Source organism: Ruminiclostridium hungatei (assembly GCF_002051585.1).
Classification (GTDB): domain Bacteria; phylum Bacillota; class Clostridia; order Acetivibrionales; family DSM-1351; genus Ruminiclostridium; species Ruminiclostridium hungatei.
Window position 1 is genome coordinate 69,632 of sequence record NZ_MZGX01000023.1, and the last position, 25,429, is coordinate 95,060.

General features: G+C 41.3%; 24 protein-coding genes and 1 pseudogene. 11 read left to right on the forward strand and 14 right to left on the reverse strand.

Annotated elements, in window-relative coordinates:
- Positions 1-6 precede the first annotated feature (6 nt).
- Both CLHUN_RS16145 and CLHUN_RS16150 read right to left on the reverse strand, forming a co-directional pair.
- On the reverse strand, positions 7-1,368 hold the full coding sequence (locus CLHUN_RS16145) for an MATE family efflux transporter (protein ID WP_080065666.1): 1,362 nt from the start codon (positions 1,366-1,368) through the stop codon (positions 7-9).
- A 177-nt stretch (positions 1,369-1,545) separates the two neighbouring features.
- Positions 1,546-3,375: an AMP-dependent synthetase/ligase gene (locus CLHUN_RS16150; protein ID WP_080065667.1), complete on the reverse strand. Its 1,830-nt coding sequence runs from the start codon at positions 3,373-3,375 to the stop codon at positions 1,546-1,548.
- 299 nt (positions 3,376-3,674) lie between these two features.
- Here CLHUN_RS16150 and trhA point away from each other — a divergent pair, with 299 nt between their 5' ends.
- Positions 3,675-4,319, forward strand: coding sequence for a PAQR family membrane homeostasis protein TrhA (gene trhA, locus CLHUN_RS16155; RefSeq protein ID WP_080065668.1), 645 nt, complete (start codon positions 3,675-3,677; stop codon positions 4,317-4,319).
- A gap of 130 nt (positions 4,320-4,449) precedes the next feature.
- Here trhA and CLHUN_RS16160 read toward each other — a convergent pair whose 3' ends face one another.
- The 11 genes from CLHUN_RS16160 to CLHUN_RS16210 form a co-directional block, all read right to left on the reverse strand.
- The gene (locus CLHUN_RS16160) at positions 4,450-5,649 is read right to left on the reverse strand and encodes an iron-containing alcohol dehydrogenase (RefSeq protein WP_080065669.1); all 1,200 of its coding nucleotides are present in this window, start codon (positions 5,647-5,649) and stop codon (positions 4,450-4,452) included.
- Between the two features lie 284 nt (positions 5,650-5,933).
- On the reverse strand, positions 5,934-6,518 hold the full coding sequence (rbr, locus tag CLHUN_RS16165) for a rubrerythrin (protein ID WP_080065670.1): 585 nt from the start codon (positions 6,516-6,518) through the stop codon (positions 5,934-5,936).
- A 269-nt stretch (positions 6,519-6,787) separates the two neighbouring features.
- Complete coding sequence (locus CLHUN_RS16170) at positions 6,788-7,546, reverse strand: NERD domain-containing protein (RefSeq protein ID WP_080065671.1); 759 nt, start codon at positions 7,544-7,546, stop codon at positions 6,788-6,790.
- Positions 7,547-7,917: 371 nt separating this feature from the next.
- Complete coding sequence (locus CLHUN_RS16175; RefSeq protein WP_080065672.1) at positions 7,918-8,991, reverse strand: ABC transporter substrate-binding protein; 1,074 nt, start codon at positions 8,989-8,991, stop codon at positions 7,918-7,920.
- A 40-nt stretch (positions 8,992-9,031) separates the two neighbouring features.
- Positions 9,032-9,838 carry an ABC transporter permease gene (locus CLHUN_RS16180; RefSeq protein WP_080065673.1) on the reverse strand — a complete coding sequence of 269 codons (807 nt, stop codon included), beginning with the start codon at positions 9,836-9,838 and terminating at the stop codon, positions 9,032-9,034.
- The gene (locus CLHUN_RS16185; protein WP_080065674.1) at positions 9,832-10,659 is read right to left on the reverse strand and encodes an ABC transporter permease; all 828 of its coding nucleotides are present in this window, start codon (positions 10,657-10,659) and stop codon (positions 9,832-9,834) included. The genes CLHUN_RS16180 and CLHUN_RS16185 overlap by 7 nt, the downstream gene beginning before the upstream one ends.
- 32 nt (positions 10,660-10,691) lie before the next feature.
- Entirely contained in the window at positions 10,692-11,744 is a 1,053-nt protein-coding gene (gene potA, locus CLHUN_RS16190; RefSeq protein ID WP_080065675.1) for a spermidine/putrescine ABC transporter ATP-binding protein, read from the reverse strand.
- A 30-nt stretch (positions 11,745-11,774) separates the two neighbouring features.
- Positions 11,775-12,314, reverse strand: a complete 540-nt coding sequence (locus CLHUN_RS16195) for a helix-turn-helix domain-containing protein (protein WP_080065676.1) — start codon at positions 12,312-12,314, stop codon at positions 11,775-11,777.
- A gap of 423 nt (positions 12,315-12,737) precedes the next feature.
- Positions 12,738-13,496: an amino acid ABC transporter ATP-binding protein gene (locus CLHUN_RS16200; protein WP_080065677.1), complete on the reverse strand. Its 759-nt coding sequence runs from the start codon at positions 13,494-13,496 to the stop codon at positions 12,738-12,740.
- Positions 13,497-13,525: 29 nt separating this feature from the next.
- Complete coding sequence (locus CLHUN_RS16205; protein ID WP_080065678.1) at positions 13,526-14,158, reverse strand: amino acid ABC transporter permease; 633 nt, start codon at positions 14,156-14,158, stop codon at positions 13,526-13,528.
- A gap of 290 nt (positions 14,159-14,448) precedes the next feature.
- Entirely contained in the window at positions 14,449-15,330 is an 882-nt protein-coding gene (locus tag CLHUN_RS16210) for an amino acid ABC transporter substrate-binding protein (RefSeq protein WP_080065679.1), read from the reverse strand.
- 350 nt (positions 15,331-15,680) lie between these two features.
- On the opposite strand from CLHUN_RS16210, the gene CLHUN_RS16215 reads away from it, so the two are divergent.
- The 3 genes from CLHUN_RS16215 (at position 15,681) to CLHUN_RS16225 (ending at position 17,960) form a co-directional block, all read left to right on the forward strand.
- Entirely contained in the window at positions 15,681-16,652 is a 972-nt protein-coding gene (locus tag CLHUN_RS16215) for a M23 family metallopeptidase (protein ID WP_422785067.1), read from the forward strand.
- Positions 16,653-16,692: 40 nt separating this feature from the next.
- Positions 16,693-17,589 carry a polysaccharide deacetylase family protein gene (locus CLHUN_RS16220; protein WP_080065680.1) on the forward strand — a complete coding sequence of 299 codons (897 nt, stop codon included), beginning with the start codon at positions 16,693-16,695 and terminating at the stop codon, positions 17,587-17,589.
- Positions 17,590-17,690: 101 nt separating this feature from the next.
- On the forward strand, positions 17,691-17,960 hold the full coding sequence (locus CLHUN_RS16225) for a hypothetical protein (RefSeq protein ID WP_080065681.1): 270 nt from the start codon (positions 17,691-17,693) through the stop codon (positions 17,958-17,960).
- 197 nt (positions 17,961-18,157) lie between these two features.
- On the opposite strand, the pseudogene CLHUN_RS16230 reads toward CLHUN_RS16225, so the two are convergent.
- Positions 18,158-18,367, reverse strand: a pseudogene (locus tag CLHUN_RS16230) (transposase); the annotation flags it as partial.
- Positions 18,368-18,734: 367 nt separating this feature from the next.
- Between CLHUN_RS16230 and CLHUN_RS22375 the strand changes: the two are divergent.
- The 7 genes from CLHUN_RS22375 (at position 18,735) to CLHUN_RS16265 (ending at position 25,053) form a co-directional block, all read left to right on the forward strand.
- The gene (locus CLHUN_RS22375; RefSeq protein WP_207559176.1) at positions 18,735-20,444 is read left to right on the forward strand and encodes a polymorphic toxin-type HINT domain-containing protein; all 1,710 of its coding nucleotides are present in this window, start codon (positions 18,735-18,737) and stop codon (positions 20,442-20,444) included.
- Positions 20,445-20,810, forward strand: coding sequence for a hypothetical protein (locus CLHUN_RS16240; protein WP_080065683.1), 366 nt, complete (start codon positions 20,445-20,447; stop codon positions 20,808-20,810).
- 346 nt (positions 20,811-21,156) lie between these two features.
- Complete coding sequence (locus CLHUN_RS16245) at positions 21,157-21,672, forward strand: Imm6 family immunity protein (protein ID WP_080065684.1); 516 nt, start codon at positions 21,157-21,159, stop codon at positions 21,670-21,672.
- A 120-nt stretch (positions 21,673-21,792) separates the two neighbouring features.
- Positions 21,793-23,151, forward strand: a complete 1,359-nt coding sequence (locus tag CLHUN_RS16250) for a polymorphic toxin-type HINT domain-containing protein (RefSeq protein ID WP_242656541.1) — start codon at positions 21,793-21,795, stop codon at positions 23,149-23,151.
- Positions 23,152-23,160: 9 nt separating this feature from the next.
- A complete protein-coding gene (locus tag CLHUN_RS16255) occupies positions 23,161-23,529 on the forward strand; it encodes a hypothetical protein (protein ID WP_207559177.1) in 369 nt (122 codons plus the stop codon).
- A 141-nt stretch (positions 23,530-23,670) separates the two neighbouring features.
- Positions 23,671-24,687, forward strand: coding sequence for a polymorphic toxin-type HINT domain-containing protein (locus CLHUN_RS16260; RefSeq protein WP_080065686.1), 1,017 nt, complete (start codon positions 23,671-23,673; stop codon positions 24,685-24,687).
- Between the two features lie 12 nt (positions 24,688-24,699).
- A complete protein-coding gene (locus tag CLHUN_RS16265) occupies positions 24,700-25,053 on the forward strand; it encodes a hypothetical protein (protein ID WP_080065687.1) in 354 nt (117 codons plus the stop codon).
- Positions 25,054-25,429 lie beyond the last annotated feature (376 nt).

A 25,429-nucleotide genomic window follows, 5' to 3' on the forward strand; every position in this document is an offset into this window, starting at 1 on the left:
AATTAATTATACCTCTAATACCACATTTTTTATCCATTTGCCAGATCTGAGCCGCAATACCGCAAGTACTATCTTGGCCAATTCTTCAGCCATTACCAGCAGCACCACCCACTGCACCTCAAGTCTCAGTAGAAATGCTCCCGCAAAGGCCATGGGAACCCCGATAAGCCACATGGTAACTCCTTCGGCCTTAAATGCGAAGCCTGCATCCCCTCCGCCTCTTAATATCCCCACTATGGACACGATATTTGTAAGACGTATTGGAATAATAAATGCATTGATATTAAGTATGACTATTGCCGACTTAAGTACATCCGGCGTAACATCATAGAGCCTTGCCACCGACGGTGCGGTGAAATGCAGTGCAATTCCAAGCACAATCCCCCCCAGGAGGCACAGGGTGATAAATTTCCAGGCATAATCCCTTGCCTTGTGCTCCTCGCCTGCTCCAATGACATGCCCCACCATAACGGCAGAGGCGCTGGCCATTCCAAAGCCTGCCACCAGGAACAGATTTGTTATATTGTTTGTTATCTGCACGGCTGCAAAAGCCTCGGTGCTTATCCTTCCGTATGCAATCGAATAAACTGCAAAACCAAGGCCCCAGCAAAGTTCATTCAAAACAACCGGCACCATGGTGTGGCTAACACGCTTGAAAAGGTCGGAAGACACCGCCTTCAATACTTTTATTCTTAATCTCAATATATCATAATATCTTCCGCTGACAATCAGAAAAATGGCCATTTCAATTATTCTTGCCACCAGGGTTGCAGTTGCCGACCCCTTTACCCCCATTTCTGGAAAGCCCCACAGTCCAAAAATAAGGGCAAAATTCAAAAGAGTGTTCACACCCAGCGCTATACCGCTTATGACCATAGGCATAACCGACTTTCCAATGCTTCTGAGATTTACGCTTATTCCAAAGCTGATGGCTGCAAATATGAAGCTGAAGCTGAATATTCTCAAAAAGTCCGCTCCCAGCTCTATAACCATGGGCTGTGTGTTAAATATGCCTACTATTTGCCCGGGAAAAAGAATTCCCGCAACCGAAAACAGAATGGCTACCCCTGCCCCCAGGGCAGCACCCAGGTTAACCACCTTCTTGATATTTTCATAATCCTTCTTGCCCCAGAATTGCGCTATAAAAATTCCTGCCCCGCTGTGAATTGCGGCATACATCAAGAAAACCAGAAGACCGTACTGGTTTGCTATTCCAACGGCAGCAACAGGCTCGTTGCCCAGCTTGCCCACCAGCACGCCGTCAACCATACTCAGTGAAGAGGTTATAAGATTCTGCATGATAACAGGCAGCGCCAGGGTAAAAAGCTTATAATAAAAGATTTTATCTCCCTTTATGATATTTTTCATTAAATCCCCCAAAAACGTACTTTTGTATATTATTTTACCAAACGTGATTATACTACATACCACATACAAATGCAAAATACTGTCTCAATCTATATCCACCCCGCCGGAAAGCGGCAAAAAAACACCACCCGCCCGCCGGCAAGTGGATTTTTGTGTTTTTATGGTGAAATTTTATCCTCAAAGCTGCTCAATAACCCTCCGGTTTGCCTTTCTCATTGTGGTTCCGGCAAGCTTAAGCTGCTCTGAAATCCTGTCGAATTCGACCGGCCTCTTTATTTTCAGCGTAGTGGTCTTTATAAGCTCCTCATAGCTTAAAACAAAGTATCTGATAATCTTATACTGTGGCAAATCCTCGTTCAGCCTTTTGATTTCCCCTTGCAGCATTTCGGCTATTTCATCGGGCTCCGGCTTCCTGCAGAACTTTTCAGCCAGCACAGCCTCATTTATCACCACCTTGGCGCATACCTGTATATCCCCGTCAGGAGCTGCATTCCCCCATGCAAAGGATTCCTTCACCCCTTCTATATTGTTCATGAGCATCTCATATTCCTCCGGAAAGGCCTTTTTGCCGTTTGTAAAAACTATCATGGACTTGGCCCTGCCCGTAATGGTTATAAAGCCCCTATCATCTATAAAGCCCAGATCTCCCGTATGGAACCAGCCCTGTTCATCCACGGCTTCCCTGGTTGCGGCTTCGTCCTCATAATATCCCAGCATAACATTGGGACCCCGGGTGATAATTTCTCCCATCCCGTTTTCATCAGGCTTGTCTATGGCAACCTCTATACCCTTCATAGGCTGTCCTATTGTTCCTGCCATATTGTAAAAATCATTGTTTGCGGAAACCACAGGGGAGGTTTCGGTCAGTCCGTAGCCCTGTATTACCTTCAGCCCCAGAGTTCCAAAGCCGTGAATGATTTCCTTGTCGATGGGGGCCGCTCCCGAAATAGCCAGACGCAAGCCCGGTCCTATCTGCTCCAGAACCTTTTTGAATAACTTCCTCCTTATGTCAATACCCACGGAAGACAGGGCATTTGAAACCTTGCCCAGAACCCTTACGGTTTTTTGTTTTCCTGCTTTTTTAAGGCCGTCCTGGAGCTTTTTATACATAGCCTCCAATATGGCGGGAACCACCACCAGGAGAGTAACCTCAAACTCCTTCAGATTCCTGGCAATATGCTTAATTCCCTCGGCATAGGCAATGGTGACTCCATTTTTAATCATGAACATCATTCCTGCCGAAAGCTCAAAGGTGTGATGCAGCGGAAGTATGGAAAGGTGAACATCATTTGGATGAACTTTTATAATTGAGGTTACTGCGCTTATGTCCGTACAGACATTTCTCTGGCTCAGCATCACGCCCTTGGCCATACTGGTGGTTCCTGAGGTAAACAGCAAAAGTGAAAGCCTTTCAGGATCAATTTCCGCATCAACGTAACTTCTGTCACCTGAAGCCAGCAAGCTTCTGCCTTTCTCAAGCAGGTCCGCAAGGCTTGAAAAGCCAGGAGGACAAACTCCCTCCATAGAATCCATGCATATAAACTGCTGTATTCCAGTATTCCTGCCGGACAGTTCCAGCATCTCCCCATGGAAATGCCTGCTGTAAAATATGGCGTCTACCCTGCCCCTGCTTATGAGCTTCTCTATTTCCACTTCGGGCAGATGCTTGTCAAGAGGCACGGCGATTCCCGCACCATTGACAATTGAAAAGAGGCTTACAGCCCATTCATACCTGTTTTCACCTATAACCGCTATTCTTTTATCCTTCAGACCGAGACTGAGCAAGGCTGTTCCAAGAGCATCGACTTCTGCACCGAATTCATTATAGGTTTTTACTATTATGCGGTTATCTGACTTAAACTTAAAAGCAGCCTTATTTCCAAACTGCTTCACGCTGTTCCTGACCAGTTGCCTGAAATCTCCGACAGTATCCGTTTCATAGTAACCCAGTCCGGTTACCGTTTTCCTGCCGTCTACCTCTGATAGGAAAATGCCTTTTTTGTGCATACTTTTCTCCTTGGAATTAATGGAATATAATAATTATTACCTGGTTATAATTATTATATTCCATTCCGCAAATTCTATCAAACGAATCTATCAATATATTCCAAATGTTATTTTTATCCAGCTCCTATGAAAAAGCAAATCAGCTATTAACTTGCCACCGGCAGACTCTTTTTATGCAGAAACCGTTTGCCTGAATATGACAAAAGCGGAAAGAATACGTGAATTTATTCCCTGAACAATTGAAATCAGCCTTCAACAGTGTTAAATTTAATATAAAAGCTTTACAGGAGATAAAGATAATGGCGAAAAAATTAGTCAAGCTTACTTTCGGTGAAGAGGTTGCAAATGCCATAACCCATGGAGTTCCGGCCCTTATGGTGCTGGCCGCCTTTCCCGCAGTCATAATTACCGCCTACACAAAGGGAACACTTGTGGATGTTGCCAGTGTGACTATATTCTGCATCTGTATTTTTCTGATGTTCCTCATGTCAACCTTCTATCATGTAATGAAGCATGACACCACCCACAAGCGGGTTATGCAGATAATGGACCACATATGTATTTACATAGCCATAGCAGGCACATACACGCCCATTGCAGCCTCGGTAATAGGCGGCTGGCAGGCTGTTGTGCTGCTTTCGGTGCAATGGGTAATGGTGCTGTTCGGTATTTTATACAAATCCATTTCAAGGCAATCCATTCCCAAGGTTTCTCTGATGATTTATCTTGTAATGGGCTGGAGTCTTGTCATCTTCATGCCCCTGTTTTTCCGGAAGGCCAACCCGGTATTATTCTGGCTGATACTGGGAGGAGGTATTTTCTATACTGTGGGCGCTGCAATATATGCGAAAAAAGGGTTCAAATACCATCACATGGTCTGGCATATATTCGTATTTCTCGGTGTACTGACGCATTATATAGGCATCTGCTTTTTTATGTATTGATATGAAAACCAGCAGCCTTGAAGTATATACGGCTTCAAGACTGCTGGTTTTGTAAGGCAAAAGAATATTATTATGAACCTTAAAACATATCAAGCAGAAAAAATTAAAAGCAATATGCTTTTCATGGTTTTTATAAAGAATTGGTATATATGTTTCTCACAGCTTCTCTTGTTGCCTTGACCGGAGCTATTGCAAGCAGACCGTCCAGGCTTGGAGTTTCAAATGCAAGATCTACCAGCCTGTCGACCATATATTCGTCAAAACCCTCATCCTTCAGGCTTGAAGTCACACCAATGCCGTCCAGCCAGTTTCTGATGCCTGCAAAGGCCTTGTCAGCCTCGTCGGCAGTTCCTTTGAAACCGGGCAGTATGGGCTCAAATATTTCAGCCAGCACCTCACCCGACGCAGGATATATCTCCTTTACCACAGCCGGCAGCAGCATTGATAAGCCAAGTCCATGGGCCAGTTCAGGCTTTACGGCACTCAACGGATGCTCAAGGGCATGTGTAAAGTGAAGCAGCCCATTGTCAAAGGAAGTACCTGCAATCAAGGACGCATAAAGCAGATAGTATCTGGCGGTAAGGTTCTCAGGCTCTTTCACAGCCACCGGCAGATATTTTGCAACCAGTCTGATGGTTTCCTTGGCCAGCAAAATGGCAAACGGGTTGGTGACAATGGTGGTAGAAGCCTCAACTACGTGATTTATTGCGTCGACAGAGACATATAGGGTCTGCTCCGCAGGCAGCTTGGTCATCAATGCCGGATCATCGATTGCATAGAGCGGATAGATGCAGTCATAGGCGATAGCAGGCTTGTACTCCTTGGCTGGTATACTTACCACCGCAAACCTGTCAACCTCCGTACCAGTACCATGGGTAAGGTTTATGGCAACCAGCGGCACTGCCGTATCAGGAGCAAATTTTAACTCATAAAGCTCTGAAGCATTCTTTTCCGGGTATGAAATGAGAATCGCCACGCTCTTTGCAGCATCGATAGGGCTTCCTCCTCCAATGGCTATAACTGCCTGAGCCCCGAAGCTTTTTGCCCGTGCTGCGGCTTCATCCACCTGCTCCACAGTCGGATTTGGAGTGACCTCGCTGTAAAGAAGGTACTCAATGGCATTGGCTTCAAGAGCCTGCTTTGTTACAGCCCATGCCCCGGTTTTAATATGGGAGCTCTTTCCCGTCATTACGATTACTTTTTTAATTCCCCGTGAGGACAGGTTTTTTGCAACATCCGCCATCTTTTTAATGGCTCCCACTCCAAAAAAAGCAGTTGTCTTCGCTCTGATTTCTACAATCTGGTTAATATCAATTTTGTTTTCCCACATGTTTTTTAACCTCCATTTATATAATTATTGTTTGCTTCAAACAAACTTAAATATCCTATAAATTCATTTTAGACCTACATTGTTAAAAAAACAACAATCTTATTGTTTATTATTTAACAAAGTTATCCCCTGTGGGCCAATCCAGTAAAAATACCTTGCTTAATCTCAAGTTTTCTTAGGTTCCCTTGAGTTTGTTAAGTTTTTAACCATGTCCCGCACTTATAAATACCTTTATGATTCTATTGCTGATAAAGGTTAATTAATACTGCGAAATTGAAATTTGCCTACTGCTTGGTCTTTACTTCAAACCAGCCCTGCTGATACTTGCAGACAGGGCATATGCCCGGTGCATCCGTTCCTGTGTGAATATGTCCGCAATTGGTGCATATCCATTGAACCGGCTCCTTCTTCTGGTAGAGAGTCTTGTTATTGAGCTCCGTGGCCAACTGCTTGAACTTCTGCTCATGCTCTTTCTCTATGTTGCCAATCATTCTGAACGCCGCTTCTGCCTGGGGGAAACCCTCTTTTTTAGCAATATCCGCAAAGGCGGGATATATTTCAGAATGCTCTTCGTGCTCGCCGTGTGCCGCTGAATTAAGGTTCGCAAGCGTATCTCCGGATTCAAAAGGATAGCCGGCGTCGACATTTACATTGCTGGGGCCTCCCATACCGTCTACAAGCAAATCGTAGAATACTTTTGCATGAGCGCGTTCGTTTTCCGCTATCACCTTGAATTGCTGCTCTATTGCAGCATGTCCTTCCTGCTTTGCATATTCGGCATAGAAGGTGTACCTGTTTCTTGCCTGGGATTCTCCTGCAAACGACCTGGCAAGGTTTTCCGATGTCTGTGTACCTGCTAACTTACCCATATAAGCCTCCTGATGGGAAAGCAAAAATAATAGTCCTCATTTACCTTTGCTTTCGATAATAATTTAACCTGCAGTGCCAGTTAAAAGTGTGGTAAACAGACAGAAAGCTGCTTGCATACAAACTTACCTGTTAAAAACTTTATTAACTGGCACAAAGAATTAATTTAGCTTATATTATTACCAAACTGAAGCAAATTATTCCGGCAAAAGAGCCTGAAAGGCAATGGGGCATATTGTAGATAGGGCTGGAAAGTCCAACTCATTTCTTTCTATTTCGCAATAAACCTGCACTTTGGATAATTGCCACACCCCTTGAACTGACCGTACTTACCGTTTCTCAATACCAATTTCCCTCCGCATTTGGGGCACGTATTGGCATCAACTTTTTTGTGCTTGTCCTCCAGATTATTGTGTATCGCCTGAACATGTGCTTTCCGGTTTTCTTTGTTATCAATGTTCAGTGAAAGCAGCTTTTCATATATCTGCTCTTTAACGAAATCAGAGACAGTCTCATTGCTATATTTTCCGATAGTTTTAGGCAAATTAACAGTATAAACAACATCAGTATCCGCTTTGACCTTCAGTTCGGCTTTCGTAGTAAAAGCCACTATGGAAACATAATTTGCATTCTCATACTCACTGAGCGCATCCTTCAAAGCCTGAATGTGTCCATAATTCTGTTTTATTGGATTATGAAGCTTTTCCTTCCTTTTGAAAATTACCTGTGTCCAATAATCGTCAAATTCGTTACCTAAAATCCAACCTTGATAATTTTTTGTTTCAATTACAAATATACCGTAATTGGAGACCACTACATGGTCTATCTGTGTTGTCCGGCTTCCGGCTTGTAGCATAATGTTGTTAATTACTTTATACTTTGCAGGGTCAAGCCTGGAAAGGAAGAATGCGACCGACTTTTCCCCGAAAAAGCCTTTAATTCTTGGCCGGAAAAGTTTGAATATGCTTACTGCAAAGATTAATGCCCATAAATACCAGGTAGCTTTTAATATATCAATTAGTGTCCCCATTTTTATCACCTCATCAAAAACAATCATTATGAAGCCTATACACTAACACAGAGTTTCTAACTTTATTTTAAAATCATTATAGTAAAAAAATACCATATGTAAAATATTACCTTTATTATAGACTTCCTGTCGAACAATATCAAGTTTCATAATCCTTCAAATCCTGAAATGTTTTATCATTTGAAAATGTGTGCCATATTACTTAATTTCAACTGCAGTCAATTACAAGGTTTACTCGGTCTCCACCCTTGTCACATTCTCCAACTCAAAAACAAAGTGCGTTGGTGAGATAACTCCTGCTTCTCACCAACGCACTTTACATTCCTAGAAAATGTCATTTTCTAAAACTTATTCTTAATTTTAAGCTTATGCTATTTTGCTGATATCTCAGTCCAAATCCTGTCATAGTCCCTGATGGAATCTGCCAAATCCTCGAAAACCTCACAGTTCTTTATCTGCTCCTTGGTGGGATATGCTGCAATATCACTGAGCAGGTCGGGAGACATTTGTTTCTTTGCCTCCGTATGCGGAGTGGAATAGCCTATATAGTCCGCATTTTCAAAAGCTATATCCGTTTCACACATAAAATTGATGAATAGTTCCGCTTCCTTCTGGTGCTGCGTATTATTCAGCACCACCATGGAATCAAACCAGAGATTGCTGCCTTCCTTGGGTATTACATACTCCAAATCCGGGTTCTCACGCTTCATAAAGACCGCATCTCCCGACCACACCACTGCAAAGGCGGCTTCACCCATTATCATCTTATCCTTTACCTCGTCACCCACATAGGATTGCACCACGCCCAATTCCTTCTGCTTTATAAGCTCCTCTTTGGCATTTTCCAGCTCCTCCATCTTTTTTGTATTCAGGGAGTAGCCCAGCTTTTTGAGGGTAATACCTATGGAATCCCTCTGGCTGTCCAGCATGAATACCTGCTTCTTGTACTTATCATTCCACAATATGTTCCAACTGTCCACCTTGTCGGTAACCATGGTCTTATTGTATATGATGCCTACAGTTCCCCACATGTACGGAACGGAATACTCGTTTTTGGGATCAAAGCCCAGATTTTTAAAACTGTCGTCAATATACTTATAGTTTGGTATATTTTCAAAATTCAGCTTTTTGACCATACCCTCGTCAATCATACGCTTTATCATATAGTCCGATGGTATCGCCACATCATAATCTCCTCCGCCGGATTTGAGCTTTGTATGCATAACCTCGTTATCCGAGAAGGTATCATAAACAACATTGATGTTGTATTTTTCTTCAAATTTTTTGATTACATCCTCACCGATGTAATCCCCCCAGTTGTAAACCTTAAGCGTAACTTTTTCCTCCGACCCCTTTGATGTCGTATTGTTTGCACCGCAGCCCGCCAAAGCGCCCGTGGACAAAACAACTGCCAGAACCAGCAAACCGGCTAATACTCTTTTCATCTCCCGTAACCTCCCAAAAAATAATTCGATAGCTGAAAACTCAGGCATCATACTGCCTTTTTCTTTTTTCTTCCCTTGAAGCTCGTATATTAATTAATATCAGCAGCAAAAGCACACTGACAAACATTAATGTGGACAAAGCGTTAATGGTAGGCTTTACCCCCGTCCTTGCCATGGAGTATATGGTTATGGACAGGTTGGAAACACCTGACCCCGCGGTAAAATAGCTGATGACAAAATCATCTATGGACAGTGTAAAAGCCATGAGGAAGCCGGATATGATGCCCGGCATGATTTCAGGCATTATTACCTTTCTCAGGGCGTACATGGAGGTAGCTCCCAAATCCAGCGCCGCCTCATACAAATGCTTGTTCATCTGCTTTAATTTAGGCAGCACCGATAAGATAACATAGGGTATGTTGAAGGTTATATGAGCCAGCAGCATTGTAAGAAACCCCATTTTCAAGCCTATGAGAGAGCCTATGAAAACAAACATTATCATCAGGGATACACCTGTCACAATGTCAGGATTCAGAACCGGAAGATAGGTCAGGTTCATAACCACGGATTTTTTAAATTTCTTCATGTTGTGAATGCCTATGGCCGCAAAAGTTCCTATAATCACTGCAACCACCGAGGATATCAGCGCAAGCAGCAAAGTATTATACAGGGAATCCATTATCTGGGAGTTCTGAAAAAGCTCCCCGTACCATTTGAGGGTGAACCCCGACCAGTTTCCCCTGGATTTTGACTTGTTGAAGGAAAAAACGATAAGCACTACAATGGGAAGGTACATAAAAAGCAATACAAGCCCAAGATAGGACTTCATTATGATTCTTTTTACCAAAGTGCCGCTCCTCCTCCCTTGTCCTCGTCAAACTTGGACATTATTCCTATGCTTATAAGTATGAATATCATCATTATCATTGAAATGGCAGAACCGAAATTCCAGTCGCTCAACTGTATAAACTGCCTTTCTATAAAATTGCCTATAAGGGTGTACTGTCCTCCGCCCAGCAGCTTTGAAATGACAAAGGTTGTAACCGCAGGCATGAATACCATTGTTATTCCCGACATAACACCCGGTATACTCAGGGGCAGGGTAATTTTGCTGAAAACCGTAAGGCTGTTTCCACCCAAATCCTGAGCGGCCTCCACCAGCTTCCCGTCAATTTTCATCAGCACCGTGTATATGGGCAATATCATAAACGGGAGGAAATTGTATACCATTCCCAGCACCACAGCCGTATTGGTATACAGTATGTCCAGCCTGGGAAGGTTGAAAAAGGACAATATGGCATTTATTATGCCGTTTTTCTCCAGCAGGGTAAGCCAGGAATACGTTCTCAGCAAAAAATTCATCCACATGGGAATTATAAACAGCATGGACAGGGTAGTGCTCCTGCTGAACTGCTTGCTGGCCAGGATCATTGCCACAGGGTAGCCCACAATCAGGCAGACAAACGTACTGAACAGGGCCAGTCCCAAGGACTTTAACAGCACTGTTATGTATATGGGCTCACAGAACTTGTAAAAGTTGTCCAGAGTGAACCTTATTCCCTGCTCGTCCCGTACGGTAAAGGCATAAAAGAGTATCAGTAGCGAGGGAATAATTATAAATATAAGCATCCATACAAAGTATGGATAGGAAACCCACTTTCTGTTCATGCTAACCTCCATCTTTCCTTCATGTCAGTTCATTACCCCCTGGCAGTCTTTTTCATGATATGAATATCGTTGGGATTAAGGGACATGCCTATTGTGGCTCCCACCTCCGCCATTTCGGTATTGTGAAGCGTCCAGGTCACGCCCTGTCCTTCCACCAGCATCTCAAAATGAACACCCTTGAAGGTTACGGATTTTACCACACCTGATATCATGCCGGTATCGCTGTGCACCAGTTTAATATCTTCCGGCCTCACAACCACGTCTATATCCTCGTTGGGCTCAAAACCCTTGTCCAGGCATTCAAAAACCCGGCCTGCGAACTCAACGCAGTAATCTTTGAGCATCCTGCCCTCAATAATATTGCTCTCTCCGATAAAGTCGGCCACAAATGCATTCTTGGGCTCATTGTAAATCATTTGGGGAGTTCCGATCTGCTGGATTTTTCCCTTGTTCATTACAACGATGGTGTCCGACATGGTCAAAGCCTCTTCCTGGTCATGGGTAACATATACAAAGGTTATTCCGGTCCGCTTGTGAATATTTTTCAGTTCCACCTGCATCTCTTTTCTCAGCTTAAGGTCAAGAGCCCCCAGCGGTTCGTCCAAAAGCAGTACCTCAGGCTGGTTTACCAGTGCTCTTGCTATGGCCACCCTCTGCTGCTGCCCCCCTGACAGAGAGTCCACCGACCTTTTATGGAAGCCCTGCAGATTAACCATTTCCAGCATCTCATCCACCTTTTTGCTTATAGCCGGCTTGTCCGTACCCTTTATTTTCAAGCCGAAGGCAATATTGTCATAGACATTCATGTGGGGAAAAAGGGCATACTTCTGAAAAACAGTATTTACATTTCTCTGATAGGGAGGCAGATTGTTTATTCTCTGACCTTCAAAAAATATATCTCCGCTGTCCGGAGTCTCAAAGCCTCCGATTATCCTCAGGGTAGTAGTCTTCCCGCAGCCGCTGGGACCCAGCAGCGTTACGAATTCATTTTTTAATACATACAGATTTATATTGTTTAGAACTTCTGTCTGTCCAAAGTTCTTGCGTATATCCTTTAATAAAATAATTGGCTGGCTCTCGTTCATACCCTTCCCCCAAGTTCATTATATAATCTATTAAAAGTTTGGCGGTGATGAAACCCACAATACCACTGCCTCACTCTTACCCGCATTTACAATATTATGAGGCGCACTGGGCTTGAAATAAAAGCTTTCACCCTTTTTAGCCCTGAACTTCTGCGACCCAAGGTTAACCGTGATTGCCCCGCTTACCACGTAGCCGAACTCTTCCCCCTCATGGGGATTGTCCATATCCGAACTTCCGGAGGGGGACAAGGTAATAAGAATGGGCTCCATCATATTTTTCTGTGCGTTTGAAACAAGCCATCGTATTTCGAATCCGGAATCCCTGTCTTCCTTTACAAAAACATCGTCTTTTTTGAAAACAACCTTTTCATTTACCGTCTCATTGAAGAAGTCCTTCAGATCGGTTCCCAGGGATTCAAGTATATTCATAAGCGTGGCAATGGAAGGAGACGTCAGATTTCTTTCAAGCTGTGAAATAAAACCCTTTGAAAGCTCACAACGGCCGGCAAGTTCTTCCTGCGTCAGCCCGTTTTTTATCCGAAGCTGCTTGATCTTCTCACCGATATTCATTATGTACCTCTTATTTTCAAAACTTCAGTGTTTGCCTATTATTTTAAAAAATTGCCGTCAATGGCGGCAGCTTTTGTGTTTGGGCAAAGTAAACTTTTTGTTTACTTTTGTTAAACAAGAAATAAATTATCACATTCCAAAAAATAAGTCAATAATAACAAAGCACAAAAAGTGCACACCTTTTCCTATAATTTAACCTGTAGTACCTGATTAAAAATGTGGTACAGGCCAAAGCTGCCTGGGTGCTGCGCATTTCTTTAAAGTCGTCCTCACGGGGCATGCAAGCTTATCTGTCAAATTAAACAGCACTGCAGGTTAATTTAAAAGCCGCAGACAAAAAAGCATATCGGCTGAATCCCTGTCTGCAGCCTTTTCCGGCTAAGGACTCCAGCAAATATGCCTCAACTTGTATACGCCATCAAATTAATTGAAGCCTTTAATGAACATTTTAGTTCTCTCATTCTTAGGATTTGTAAACAGCTCTTCGGGTGTGCCCTGCTCGACTATGACCCCGTTATCCATGAAAATTACCCTGTCGGCAACCTCCCTGGCAAAACCCATCTCATGGGTAACAACCACCATGGTCATATGCTCCTCAGCCAGTTTTCTGATTACCTTCATTACCTCCAGGGTAAGCTCCGGATCAAGGGCGGAGGTGGGTTCGTCAAAGAACAGTACGTCAGGGTTCAGTGCAAGGGCTCTGGCAATAGCCACCCTCTGGCTCTGGCCTCCCGAAAGCTCAAAAGGGTAAGCTTCTGCCTTGTCCTCAAGCCCCATTTTCTCAAGAAGCTGCAGGGCTGTTTCAAGTGCCTCCTGCTTTCTGGTGCCCGCAACACTCACAGGCGCTTCCGTTATGTTTTTCAAAACATTGAAATGGGGAAAGAGGTTAAAATTCTGAAAAACCAGGCCAAGCTTAAGCCTTATATCCCTGAGCTTTTTCTTGTCGGCATATTCAGCCCTTCCGTTTGCATTGGTGCTGACCATTATTTCATTCTCGACAGCTATGGTGCCCCTGTCTATTTTTTCAAGAAGATTTATACATCTGAGCAGCGTACTTTTTCCTGAACCGGACGGTCCTATAACCGCAACCACCTCACCCTTGTTAACCTCAAGTGAAATGCCCGACAGCACGGCTTTTCCGCCGAAACTCTTATATATTTTCAAAACTTCTATCATCTTCATTTCCAGTCAATCATCCTTTCAGAATCAACCTACCTGTAATAGTTGAGTTTCTTTTCAGTAAATTTAAAAAGCTGTGCAACTATCAGGTTCATTATATAGTAGAACCCTCCGGCAACAAACAATGGCCGGATTGAAGCTATTCTGCTCATTTCGTTGTTTGTCACTCTGAACATTTCTGAAACTCCGATAACAGTTGCAAGGGCAGTATCCTTAACTAGGGTTATTACTTCATTGCTTATTGCCGGAAGTATTCTCTTGACCACCTGGGGAAGTATTATTTTAAAGAATACCTGGGGCCGCGTAAAACCCAAAACTTCACCGGCCTCATACTGGCCTTTGGGGATGGATTCTATTCCGCCCCTGTATATTTCGGCAAAGTACGCCGCATAGTTCAGGGTAAAGGCTATGATTGCAGCGGCAAACCGGTCTATCTTTCCTCCATAAATATAGTAGGGGCCGTAAAATACCGCCACCAGTTGAAGCATAAGGGGGGTCCCTCTCATAATGGATATGTAAATACCTGTTATACCCCTGATAATATAGCTTTTTGATCTTCTTCCAAAGGCTACTACCAGTCCCAGCGGAATTGCAAAAAGCAAAGTCAGCAGGAACAATTGAACGGATACAATCATCCCTTCTCCCAGCATCAAGATAAGCTTCACAAAAAATCTCCTCTCCAGACAGCTTTAAATGTACACATAATTATACAAGATTCTTCAAGGATATTCTACAAAATAATTATTTTTATTGAACTTAATCCCCAGCCTGCAAATTATCCATCCAATGGTAATGGCCCACCATATGTTTTTTACCGCCTCAGCCCTCCAACATTTCTGCTGCCTGGCCACAAACCCGCGCACCATGCCGGTTTACGATAAAATAACAATATAATGAGCCAACAAATTCAAACAGACAGCTTTACCCGGGCAGTCGAATGCCCGTCTGCACTTACTTACTTTATGGTTGATATGTCCTTGCCGAACCACTTGTTTGAAATTTCAGCCATCTTGCCGTCTCCGGCCATTTCCTTCAAGGCTTCATTCACCTTGGTCATAAGCTGTGTATCGGCTTTTCTGAAACCTATGCCGTATTCCTCCTTGGAAAGGCCTTCATCAAGTACTCTGTATTTTTCGCTCTTCATTTGGATATAGTATCTTGCAACTATTTCATCCATGGCAACAGCGTCGACATTACCGGTCTTTAAATCCATCAGGCAAAGATTGTTGTCCTTGAGCTGTACGACTTCCTTAAGAGTGGCCTTGAAATCCGCCTTGCTGTCCAATGCGTCTGACGCACTTGAGGCTGCCTGCAAAGCCAGGGATTTGTCCTTCAGGTCCGCCAGGGTCTGAAACTTTGAATCTGCAAGTACGACTATCACCTGCTGGTTGTTCATGTAGGGCTGTGAGAAGAGTATGTTCTCTTTTCTCTCATCTGTAATGGTAAAGCCATTCCATATGCAATCTATGTTTCCTGTATTGAGTTCCTGTTCCTTTGTCTCCCAGTTGATGGGCTGCAGCTTCAGTTTTACACCCAGCCTGTTTGCCGCTTCCTGAGCCAGATCCACGTCATAGCCTGTTATATTGTTGTTATCGTCCCGGAAGCCCATGGGAGGAAAGCTTTCATCCAGACCCATAATGAGTTCACCCTTTTCTTTAACCTTGTCCCAGGACAAATCTGCGGAAGTTGAGGAGTCTACCGCTGAGGATACCTCTGATGTTGACGGTGCGGAAGAATCCGATGCATTTGATGCACCTCCGTTTGCCCCGCAGCCCGCCAACGCGAAAGTGGCTGCCACTGCTAAAATTAATACTTTTACTAATGCTTTCTTTTTCAATTTTAATCCATCCCTTCACAATTAAATCCGGTCTTACCGTATGGCCGTTTCTCTCTATAGCATAGATTGCCTGTAACCCACAAGCAATTACTCACATATGGTATTTTACTTCATAACTTTAATAAAGTAAATCATTAATTAATTGAAAAATATTACAACTTAATTTTACGTTTATCGAGGATATGTTTTGACCAAATAGCATAAATTTTATAGTAGTTGATTTCTTGACTCATTTTTTTATTTGAGAGGTGGACCTATTGTTTTATTTTTTGAAAATAAATAAGCGCATATATAAAGTATTCATAGCCTTTGCATTAATAACGGCTATACTTGCCGCATCTACCTTTGTGGTGTTCAACGACCGCGGCCTGGCAATCTCAGCAGCAGCCGACTCTACCGGTGAAAAAAAATTCATTAAATGGGTGGAATTCAATGCCTGCTATCAGGCTATGGAAAGGGCCCTGACACTGGATGTCAAATCCCGCAGCAAGGAGGTGCAGTTGAACTGGGTGGAATTGCTTTCCTACCTGGCTGCAAAATACGGAGGAAATTTTAAAAAGTACAAGTCCAAGGATATGGATGAGCTGGTTTCAAAGCTCAACAAAGGCCAGACCATGGAGCAACTGACAGAAAACATGAAGTATTACGGCTACTATCACGAGGCCTACGACGCAATCCTGGGCAATTTTGTAGGTGAATATGAAGTTCAGGTTAAAGACCCTGACAACGGCGACAGCCTGAGATGGGAAAAAAAATACGGGCTGAAGGTCTTCTCCCCTATCGCAAGGGGTTACAGCTTCAGTCACTACGACGACTTTGGCAACGGCCGTACCTTCGGCTATGCCAGAAAGCATCTGGGAAACGATCTTATGGGTTCCATAGGGACGCCGATCATCGCAGTGGAGTCAGGCATTGTAGAAGTCATGGGCTGGAATATGTACGGAGGCTGGAGAATCGGTATCAGAAGCTTTGACCAGAAGAGGTACTATTATTACGCCCACCTGAGAAAAGACAGGCCCTTCCATGCCGACCTCTATGAGGGAAAGGCGGTCAAGGCAGGTGAGGTCATAGGCTATCTGGGAATGACAGGTTACAGTACCAGAGAGAATGTAAATAATATTACAACACCCCATCTTCATTTCGGGATGCAGATAATTTTTGACGAGTCCCAGAAGGAATGTGTAAACGAGCTCTGGATCAATGTCTATGAAATAGTGAACCTTTTACAGAAAAACCGTTCTTCTGTGGTGAAGGATGAAGAAACCCGTGATTACTACAGGGCATACGATATCATGGAAGAGAACAGCGGATATGACTTTTGATATACCGACTTTATTAACTGACTAGAGGTGCTTATTTACAATGACTATTTTTTCAGGTAAGAGAACCTTGAAATACCTATCCCTGATAATCATGGTGGCTTTTACCCTCACACTGTCCATTACACTGGGGGTCACCATGTCGGAGGATGTTTTCAATGCCGTGGAGGGCGGGCAGATAACCGAAGATGGCATTGCAGTGCCAATCATCATGTATCACAGTATTCTCAAGAATTCCCACCTGGGCAAATATGTGATAACACCTGCGGAATTCGAAGAGGATATAAGATACTTGAGTGAACGCAATTATAATTCCATCACCATGACCGATTTGATAAATTATGTGTACAACAATGGTGATATCCCCCTTAAGCCTGTTATAATAACCTTTGATGATGGCAATCTGAATAATTATATATATGGTCGGCCCATACTTGAAAAGTACAAGATGAAGGCTGTCGTCTCGGTTATAGGCTCCTATACCGAAGCCTTCTCACAGCCCCCCTACCCCACCGCAGACCCCACCTATGCCCATGTTTCCTGGGATCAGATAAAGGAAATGGCGGCTTCGGGTTATTTTGAGATTCAGAATCATTCCTACAACCTGCACTCCATTAATAAGAGAAACGGGGCAAAGCGGCGAAAGGGAGAGACCATTGAGAGCTACCGCAATATGCTGACTTCCGATATCATGAAGCTTCAAGGCAAGCTCAGGGAATACTGCGGCATAATCCCCAATACCTTTACCTATCCCTTTGGTGCAGTCAGCAGGGAATCTGATACCATCCTGCGGGAGCTGGGGTTTAAGGCCTCCTTATCCTGCCTTGAGGGTGTGAATTTAATCAACAGGGACAATAAGAATGTGCTTTTCGGACTTAAGCGGAAGAACCGCCCCCATGGAGTGGCAACCCAGGCCTTTTTTAAAAAATTTTGTCCGTGACTGCTATTTGTCAGGCCCAATGGTGTATAATAATTAAGTCCGCAGGTGCTTTGAAGTTTTTAAGGAGGCCTGCAGAATATTACATACCGGGAGTCTGACATATGAGTATATTTGAAGCACTAATGCTGCTGAGTTTCGGGGCGGCCTGGCCCACACAGATTTTTAAGTCCTACACCTCCAAAAGTACCAAGGGTAAAAGTGTACTGTTTCTTTATATAGTAATTTTAGGGTACCTGTCGGGAATTATCCATAAAATATTATACAGCAGGGACATTGTCATGGTACTTTACATAATCAACCTGTTAATGGTTTCCACGGATATTCTTTTATACTATCGCAACAAGGCCTATGAGAAAAATACCGTACAGTAACGCCCCCCCTGCCTTGCCGGGGCTGTCGCATTAGCTATTGAAAAATAGTTGTGCACAGCTCCTTTTTCATTGGATAAATAGGTTCTTACTATAGTTTTTATAGGGGTAAAATCATTGATTTTATGAAAAAGGCGCACTTTAATAAGCCATTTAATACCACTGCATTTTTAATCACTTTCTTTTTTGGATTTTGGGATTTATGCTGTTTCTTTTAATGGATATAGGTGCGTTTTAATTCTATCTGCCTGGATTTTGTTGTGAAGCTTGTTTATGTTATGTGCCATTGCCAAAAGAATACTTTCTGCCAAGACATTTTGCTTTCCCTTGCATAAAAATCTACGAAATCCCACATTCTGCTTCAGCTCTCCAAATGAGCCTTCAACCTGAATACTACGGTTCATTCTGAGGGTTCACAGCCTTCGCTACTTACTCTGCTTACTCCGAAGAACATTTATAACTCTGTTAAGGATGCTCCTAAATATCCTGAAAGCTTTACCGCCAGACAAAATGGTACAAAGAATTATAATGATAACTGGGAACTATTATCAACATTAAGAGAAATTGAACCAGGATAATGGAAGACTTCTGCTAAATTATTAAGTAATTCAGAAAGACCAGAAATTCCGACAAAAAGGTGGATTGATTAGCAATATAATAGCTTTAAAGATAAATTGGATTGCAAGTTGATAAATAAGTTTGATAAAGTAGAATTGGTTTTAACCGACAACACAAAAAGGCTATTGCTTTTAAGCTGACTTTGAACGAGGTGAGAGTGTGGCGACCATAGCGTTATATGCCAATAAAATCAACCAGATGCCCGGGTTAATCAAGGACGTTAAAAAATCTGTAACCGATTATAAATCTGAATTATCCGCGCTTAAGACAAAATCCTTAACAATCAATAAAAGCGTATGTAATTTGGATGATATCATCAGTTCCATACAAACGTCTTCGCAAACGCAGGAACAGAAAATCACTTCCCTTGACACCTTTAACAATAGCAGCGAAGAGTTCATATCAGACGCTGTTCGCATTGATAGCGATGCAGCTGATATTATTAAAAAGCGTAAAGATGATTTTTACGACAAATACAATTATTTAAAGCCGGAATGTGAAAAAAGCGGCTGGGAGAAGTTTTGCGGTGCTTGCAAATCAGTTGGCGAGTGGTGTAAGGATAATTGGAAAGCAATCGGTAAAATTCTTATTACTGTTGTCATTGTCGCAGCGTTGGGAATTGCGACAGCATTGACAGGCGGCATTTTAGGAGTTATACTGGCTGGTGCATTCTGGGGCGCTTTGGCCGGAGGGTTGATTGGTGGAGTCATGGGCGGGATTACCTCCGCAATGAGTGGAGGTGCGTTCTTAGACGGTTTTGCTGACGGTGCTTTAGGCGGAGCAGTTACGGGAGTGATAACCGGAGCTGCGTTTGCGGGGATAGGTGCTTTAGGTGCTGTTGCCGGGAAAAGCATACAATGTCTCAGCACATTAGGGAAAGCGATAACGGTCACATCAAAAGTGACAATGGCGATTTCCCTCGGCATGGATGGATTCGATATACTGTCTATGGGCATAGGTTTGTTCGATCCGTCTAATCCACTGGTTAAATTTAATAAGCAGTTGCATTCCAATGCGCTTTATAATGGATTCCAAATTACCGTTAATGCCATTGCTATTTTCACCGCGGGAGCAGCTTCTACACTGAAGTGCTTTGTTGCGGGCACGATGATATTAACCGCAGCCGGCTTAGTTGCAATTGAGAGTATCCAGGCAGGCGACAGAGTTACTTCGACAAATATTGATACTTTTGAAGTTGCCGAAAAAACAGTAATTGAAGCCTACATACGAGAAACAACAGAACTTGTACATTTGACAATCAACGGTGAGTTAATCAAAACAACCTTTGAACATCCGTTTTATGTTAAAGATGTCGGTTTCGTTAATGCCGGAGAATTGGTAGTTGGCAATAAAGTGCTTGATTCAAGCGGTAACGTCTTATTAGTAGAAAACATAAAAGTTGAAATTACTAATGAACCAACTAAGGTATACAACTTCCAAGTCGATGATTTTCATACATATCATGTTGGCAATAATGGTGTATTGGTTCATAATGCGAATTATAATAAGGAGGGCTTAAAAACTAATAATCCACAATCATATTTACAAAGAGCATTAAAAAATCAGGACGTAGAAAATATGCCTGCTCGAATGAAAGAAACATGGATAGAAGGAGATTATAAATATACAGTAAGAGTTCATGAGGGCAATACTGCTTATACAGATGCAGATTCTATTTACAGAGTATCTAGAAAAAATACAGTTACAGATGCAAATGGTCAAGGTAATGGATTACAATATTTAGGGACTGATGGTAAATGGTATTCAGAATCAGTTTTGAAAGAATTTTATAAGGATGGAAGTAAAAATCCATTATTTAATGAAACGGCATCAAAAATGACACATATTCCAGTAGGAGGAAGTAATTAAATGAGTAGAGAAGACTATTTGGCGATTATAGAAAGAATTAACAGATGCTTAAAAGAAAACCAATGGATGGATTTTGAAATATGTAGAATGAATGAAGGACAAATAGTACTAAGTGGAAAGTTGGATGAACTAGATGAAGAAGTAATAGAGATTTCTTTTATTCAACCCTTTATGGCTTCGTGTTTAATGAATTTTTCATACGAAGATGGAAATTTTATTTCTATAATAGAAGGGGAAGAAGCTATAGAAATGAATAAAAAATATAAAATTGAGCAAGGAAACTATATATTTAAATTATTAATTGATGATAATGCAACAAACTTTTTTATAGCAGCGAGAGAAATAAGGGTAAGAATCGCAGACTAATAAAATGGTATTATTTTAATTATGGCTATACTTTAGGACTTCCAACTACATAAATCCCAGTCTCTTAATTCAATATCATGGCTCTCACGAAGTGACGTAATCCATGATATTGAATTAAGAGACTTTATCAAAAAAATTTGCATTGGGTATACAATCGGATTTCAAGGTGTAAAATTGAAATTGGGTTTAAGAAATGTAGCAAAGTGTATAACAAGTTTTACATGAAATGCTAAAACTTTGATATGAATGACCCTACCCCGATTTAATAGACACCCGGAATGGCTGATATAATCGTATGCTTAAAGTGAAAAATGGTACTTATATATACTAATTAGGGAGTGATATAATGAATCAATTTGATAATTTAAGTGTGGATGCCAAAGTTACATATCTTTTATCATTGACTGAACTAATAATTAGCAATATTTCAAACTCCGAGGGTTATGATGTAGCTGTTGAATCAATAGAAAAGTGTTGGGAATGGGTAAAATTTAAAAATATTGAGCCACACAATTTATATCATTATTTGGAGAATATGGATGAAAACGATGTTATGACATACATGCAAATTGAAGATGATAAAAAAAGAGAAAGTGTATGGATTTGTATAGGAAATGCTCTGGCATATACAATATGGGAAGCTTACCAATATAATAAAGAGAAGTATCTTCCACAAACTATTGAAAGCGTTGATTATAACACTATCGAAAGCTTTATTACAAATTTTGATCAAGTATATTTGGATAACGTTTTGGCAGATAAATTATTGAACTACCTTGAAATAAAATATTCAAAGGATTCTAATGAACAGGTTGATATAAACTTAATTAAAACTTATATTATTGAAATTGTTGAGAAATAGAACTAAATTAAATGATGTAGCGATTAATTTTGGTGTTTAACTGCTTTCTGAAAAACGAACTTATTTTGCAATGTTTGTGAATCGGCTTACGAGTGGTGCAAGGATAATTGGAAGCTGATTGTGACTGTAATCATTGTAATTGCTGCAATTGTAGTAATTGTCTTCTTTCCAGCTGCTGCTCCGTTACTTTTGCTCGCGGCAAAAGGTGCAATAGTTGGTGCATTAACTGGCGGAATAATGGGTGGGGTATCAAGCCTTACCGCTGGAGGCTCGTTTTTTGAAGGTTTTGAGGATGGAGCATTTACAGGCGCGATAACCGGGGCAATATTTGGAGGAATCGGCGGAGCTGGTCAGATGCTCGGTAACTCTTGCCAAGTGTTAGGCAAAATAGGAAACATTGCAAAGATAATTCCGCACATTGCAAAGATTTCTGGCGGAATCACAGCGGTCATGGCTGGATTTGACTTGTTGTCCTTTGGTATTGGCCTTTTCGATTCTACAAATCCGATAGTTGCTCTTAATCAGAAATTGCACTCCAGCAAATTATATAATACGTTCCAAATTAGCGTCAGTGCGCTGGCGGTTTTCACCGCGGGCTTCAGTGTTGGAATGAAGAATCCAGTCTGTTTTGTTGCGGGCACGATGATTTTAACCGCAACTGGCTTAGTTGCAATTGAGAGTATCAAGGCAGGCGGCAGAGTTATTTCGACAAATATTGATTCTTTTGAAGTTGCCGAAAAAACAGTAATTGAAACCTACATACGAGAAACAACAGAACTTGTGCATTTGACAATCAACGGTGAGTTAATCAAAGCAACCTTTGAACATCCTTTTTATGTTAAAGATGTCGGTTTCGTTAATGCCGGAGAATTGGTAGTTGGCAATGAAGTGCTTGATTCAAGCGGTAACGTCTTATTAGTAGAAAACATAAAAGTTGAATTTACTAATGAACCAACCAAGGTATACAACTTCCAAGTCGATGATTTTCATACATATCATGCTGGCGATAATAGTGTATTGGTTCATAATGCGAATTATAATAAGGGTGGCGGTAAGACTAAATATGATAATATTGAGTTTGATTCTTTGTCAAGTAATGATTTGACAAAAGTAACAACTGATATTCGAACAAATGGTGGCTCACCGATTGAGATTCCTGACAATGCTACTGCAATTGCACAATCTAAAAGTGGATATCAGCAGGTAAAATATAAATGGAATGATGGAACATATAGTTATGAAGCAAGATGGCATACAGAAACACCTGGAGCAGCAAAATATGATAATGGAACAACATGGGTAGCTACAAAAACAACACCCGGCAATGCAAATGGAGTGCAAAAAGTAGTTGAGGTTAAAGTTGGAGATTCTTGTGTTAGTGAATCAACTTGGAACCAAGCTGTTAAGGCAAATCAAGCAGGAACAGCTACTGAGGCACAAAAACAGATGTTGCAAGATGGCCATTATCAGGCAAAATAAGGAGGAACTATGAGTGAAATAAATAAAAAGTATTATATTGGATTTGAAGGAGAGCCAGAGATAATTTTTACGGTTATTAAACAAAATGATGAAAAATCAGGCATTAGTTTATGGTCTGGATATTTTAATAATATAATGCAGAAAATTGAACCAGTAGAAGGCCGATGGACAGCATTAGCATATTATTATAACCTTAATATAGGATGGTATGATGAAAGTCCGTGGTTAATAGATAATATTTTAGATGCATATGAACAATTTAAAGGTATAGATAAGTATAAACTTGATACTACTGAACAGGAAATACTTGAGCAAATACTTGAACTATTAAAAAAATCTATCGAAGAAAATAGCAGAGTAAGCATATCATATGAATAATGTACAATTGGGTTTGATTTAGTAAAAGATTAATGTAAAATAATCCATGGGGCCACAAAGTTTCGGCTGCTGTGGTCTATTTATGTCTAATAGTAAAAATGGGCGGGATTACCTCCGCGATGAGTGGAGGTTCGTTCTTAGATGGTTCTGCGGACGGGGATAGGTGCTTTAGGTGCTGTTGCCGGGAAAAGCATACAATGTCTTAGCACATTAGGGAAAGTGATAACGGTCACATCAAAAGTGACAATGGCGATTTCCCTCGGCTTGGATGGATTGGATATACTGTCTATGGGCATAGGTTTGTTTGAGCCGTCTAATCCACTGGTTAAATTTAACAAGCAGTTTCATTCCAATGCACTTTATAATGGATTACAAATTACCGTTAATGCCATTGCTATTTTCACCGCGGGAGCAGCTTCTACACTGAAGTGTTTTGTTGCAGGTACGATGATTTTAACCGCAACTGGCTTAGTTGCAATTGAGAGTATCAAGGCAGGCGGCAGAGTTATTTCGACAAATATTGATTCTTTTGAAGTTGCCGAAAAAACAGTAATTGAAACCTACATACGAGAAACAACAGAACTTGTGCATTTGACAATCAGCGGTGAGTTAATCAAAACAACCTTTGAACATCCGTTTTATGTTAAAGATGTCGGTTTCGTTAATGCCGGAGAATTGGTAGTTGGCAATGAAGTGCTTGATTCAAGCGGTAACGTCTTATTAGTAGAAAACATAAAAGTTGAAATTACTAATGAACCAACCAAGGTATACAACTTCCAAGTCGATGATTTTCATACATATCATGTTGGCAATAATGGTGTATTGGTTCATAATGCGAATTATAATAAGGGTGGCGGTAAGACTATAAAATCAGTTAATGATATTATAAAAAATCCTGCTTCTTTACAAGGAAAAACTAAAGCAGACATAGCAAAGATACTAGGCGAAGGATGGACTGAAGGCGCATATGGTTCGAATAAAACTGGTTGGAAGTTTACCAAAGGTGATCAATCTATTTTCTATCATCCCGGAGGAGGACGACATGGTGGTTCTTACTATGGCTATTCAAGTGCAGCTACAGGGAAAGTGAAAGTAGTTGGACCGGATTATATACCAATACCTGGTGACAAAGCTACGATTATTTATGGAGGAAAATAAAGGAGGTGCTTTATGGATACCAATATATCTATTGATAAGCTCATGGATTTCTATATGGATACATTACAAAAGTGTGGTGTATATCTTTTAGACATGGAGGATGAAGATATAGAATACAATATATTTGAAGAATTTGATATAAATGTAGTTTCATTTCTTCATCAAAATACATTATCTAAGCTTAAAGATGCGAATTTGATATCAGAACAAATTGTAGAAAAGAGTATTGAGTTAAGGGAAAAATATTTAGCAATGCAAAATACAGAAGCCTGTAATGTAGAGTCTGTTAGAAATAATAAAGAATGGAGAAACATATTAGAGTTATCCGATAATATTAAATCTCTAATCGATAAAAATAATTTCTAAATTTACTTTATACAAAACTTAGTTGAATTCTATTGTATTATTAATTTTTTCAAACATAAAACAAAAGGCATTCCATAGTGGTGAAATCTATGGAATACCTTTGCTTTGCAGAAATAATCAAGATATAAAAAGCTCGTTTAAAAGTCTGCGGACGGTGCTTTAGGCGGAGCAGTTACGGGAGCGATAACCGGAGCTGCGTTTGCGGGGATAGGTGCTTTAGGTGCTGTTGCCGGGAAAAGCATACAATGTCTCAGCACATTATGATATTGCGACAGGAGGCATATTTGAAGGTGTTGAGTTTGGTCTACATAGTGGCGAAGAGGTAGTTATTGATTATGAAACTTTATATAAATATCTACAAATAATTTGTTTATCT

Excerpts from the sequence above, each read along its gene's own strand:
- CLHUN_RS16145 (WP_080065666.1), bottom strand. The coding sequence starts at position 1,368 with ATGAAAAATATCATAAAGGGAGATAAAATCTTTTATTATAAGCTTTTT.
- CLHUN_RS16150 (WP_080065667.1), bottom strand. The coding sequence starts at position 3,375 with ATGCACAAAAAAGGCATTTTCCTATCAGAGGTAGACGGCAGGAAAACG.
- trhA (WP_080065668.1), top strand. The coding sequence starts at position 3,675 with ATGGCGAAAAAATTAGTCAAGCTTACTTTCGGTGAAGAGGTTGCAAAT.
- CLHUN_RS16160 (WP_080065669.1), bottom strand. The coding sequence starts at position 5,649 with ATGTGGGAAAACAAAATTGATATTAACCAGATTGTAGAAATCAGAGCG.
- rbr (WP_080065670.1), bottom strand. The coding sequence starts at position 6,518 with ATGGGTAAGTTAGCAGGTACACAGACATCGGAAAACCTTGCCAGGTCG.
- CLHUN_RS16170 (WP_080065671.1), bottom strand. The coding sequence starts at position 7,546 with ATGGGGACACTAATTGATATATTAAAAGCTACCTGGTATTTATGGGCA.
- CLHUN_RS16175 (WP_080065672.1), bottom strand. The coding sequence starts at position 8,991 with ATGAAAAGAGTATTAGCCGGTTTGCTGGTTCTGGCAGTTGTTTTGTCC.
- CLHUN_RS16185 (WP_080065674.1), bottom strand. The coding sequence starts at position 10,659 with ATGAACAGAAAGTGGGTTTCCTATCCATACTTTGTATGGATGCTTATA.
- potA (WP_080065675.1), bottom strand. The coding sequence starts at position 11,744 with ATGAACGAGAGCCAGCCAATTATTTTATTAAAGGATATACGCAAGAAC.
- CLHUN_RS16195 (WP_080065676.1), bottom strand. The coding sequence starts at position 12,314 with ATGAATATCGGTGAGAAGATCAAGCAGCTTCGGATAAAAAACGGGCTG.
- CLHUN_RS16200 (WP_080065677.1), bottom strand. The coding sequence starts at position 13,496 with ATGAAGATGATAGAAGTTTTGAAAATATATAAGAGTTTCGGCGGAAAA.
- CLHUN_RS16220 (WP_080065680.1), top strand. The coding sequence starts at position 16,693 with ATGACTATTTTTTCAGGTAAGAGAACCTTGAAATACCTATCCCTGATA.
- CLHUN_RS16225 (WP_080065681.1), top strand. The coding sequence starts at position 17,691 with ATGAGTATATTTGAAGCACTAATGCTGCTGAGTTTCGGGGCGGCCTGG.
- CLHUN_RS16240 (WP_080065683.1), top strand. The coding sequence starts at position 20,445 with ATGAGTAGAGAAGACTATTTGGCGATTATAGAAAGAATTAACAGATGC.
- CLHUN_RS16245 (WP_080065684.1), top strand. The coding sequence starts at position 21,157 with ATGAATCAATTTGATAATTTAAGTGTGGATGCCAAAGTTACATATCTT.
- CLHUN_RS16255 (WP_207559177.1), top strand. The coding sequence starts at position 23,161 with ATGAGTGAAATAAATAAAAAGTATTATATTGGATTTGAAGGAGAGCCA.
- CLHUN_RS16260 (WP_080065686.1), top strand. The coding sequence starts at position 23,671 with ATGGTTCTGCGGACGGGGATAGGTGCTTTAGGTGCTGTTGCCGGGAAA.
- CLHUN_RS16265 (WP_080065687.1), top strand. The coding sequence starts at position 24,700 with ATGGATACCAATATATCTATTGATAAGCTCATGGATTTCTATATGGAT.